Below are 1,298 nucleotides of genomic sequence, written 5' to 3' on the forward strand. Positions count from 1 at the left end.
TGTACAGCCCGAAGACATAGGTAACAGTTTGTACCTAAGACATGGGTGACAACCTCGTGCCGAACGGGTTGTCGATGGTCTGCAGGGTCCTCTGTTCGAGGTCGATATAGCCAAGATCATAGTGCATGAAGGAGACGAGCCAAATGGCGTCGTCGACTTCAGTGATTCCGAGCCTCTGGCCGGCGAGCACGGTCGAGATATTGATCTTCTTGCGGTGCATGCAGATGCGGCCACAGGCGGTGACGAGGATGTCGCGGTCATGGAAGGGGTAATGCAGGTCTGGCAGCCCCTCATAGGCTCTTGAAGAGGGCTTATAGAGTTCGTCCGGCACCTTCATGCCGATCGCTTGGTGCGGTCGTTCGGCATTGAATTCGCTGACGAATGCATCGAACCTGGCCTGCTGCTGTAGAATGTTCATGCCCGGCGGCCGGGTCGTCTCCTGCTTGAGGGTCCGGTGCATACGCTCATGCCTGCCGTTCTGCTGCGGGTTGCCGGGTTTGATGCGCTCGATGTCGATGCCCAGCCGCAGCCAGAAGACCGAGAGCCTGGACAGATTGTAGAGCCCGTTGGGAGAGGCGAAGGGCAGCCCGTTGTCGCTTCTGATCGCCGCCGGCAGACCGCGCTGCTTGAACAACCTCACGAAGGCTTCGACGACGGGCACCTCCCGCGTTGATTCGAGGGCTTCGCACAGAAGGATCATGCGCGAGGCCTGGTCAGTCACCGTCAAAGGGTAACAGTACTGGCGATTGCCGAGCCTGAACTCGCCCTTGAAATCGACACACCACAGATCGTTGGGGCAGCATGCCGCCGACAGCGGCGTGCCCTCGGCCTTGCAGCGCCGCCTCTGACGGGCGCGCGTGACAAGGCCGTGGCGGTCGAGCACGGCATGGACCGTGCTCGTCGACGGCAGCCGAACGTCGCCGGCCAGCTTGCGCACCAGAAGCTCACGGATCTTCCTGGCGCCCCAGTGCGGCTTGTCCTTCTTGGCCTTCACAATCGCCTGCTCGATCTGACAGGGCAGTTGATTGGCATAGCGGACCGGCCGCCGTGACCGGTCGGTCAGCGCCTCCAGGCCGTCGTCCTTGTAGCGGTTGAGGATCTTGTAGCCGGTCTTGCGGGAAATCCCGAACTCTCGGCACACATCACTCATGCCCTCGCCATCCAGAAGCCGCGCAACAAAACGAAGACGTTCCTCCATCACCGAACTCTCCTTCCACGGCATCAACACCTCCGGCCAAAAGCCAAAAGTGTTACCCATGTGTCCGGTACGAAACGTCACCTATGTCTCGGGTCGCTCA

Annotated in this window: 1 protein-coding gene; it reads right to left on the reverse strand. The window is 60.6% G+C overall.

Annotated features, from left to right (window positions below; translation table 11 throughout):
• Nucleotides 1-34 precede the first annotated feature (34 nt).
• Complete coding sequence (locus HNQ95_RS33320; RefSeq protein WP_067956582.1) at nucleotides 35-1,222, reverse strand: IS481 family transposase; 1,188 nt, start codon at nucleotides 1,220-1,222, stop codon at nucleotides 35-37.
• Nucleotides 1,223-1,298 lie beyond the last annotated feature (76 nt).

Source organism: Aminobacter ciceronei, from assembly GCF_014138625.1.
In the GTDB taxonomy this organism is placed as follows: domain Bacteria; phylum Pseudomonadota; class Alphaproteobacteria; order Rhizobiales; family Rhizobiaceae; genus Aminobacter; species Aminobacter ciceronei.

What these genes read in the sequence shown, in the direction of transcription:
- HNQ95_RS33320 (WP_067956582.1), bottom strand. Translation starts at nt 1,222, where the DNA reads ATGCCGTGGAAGGAGAGTTCGGTGATGGAGGAACGTCTTCGTTTTGTT.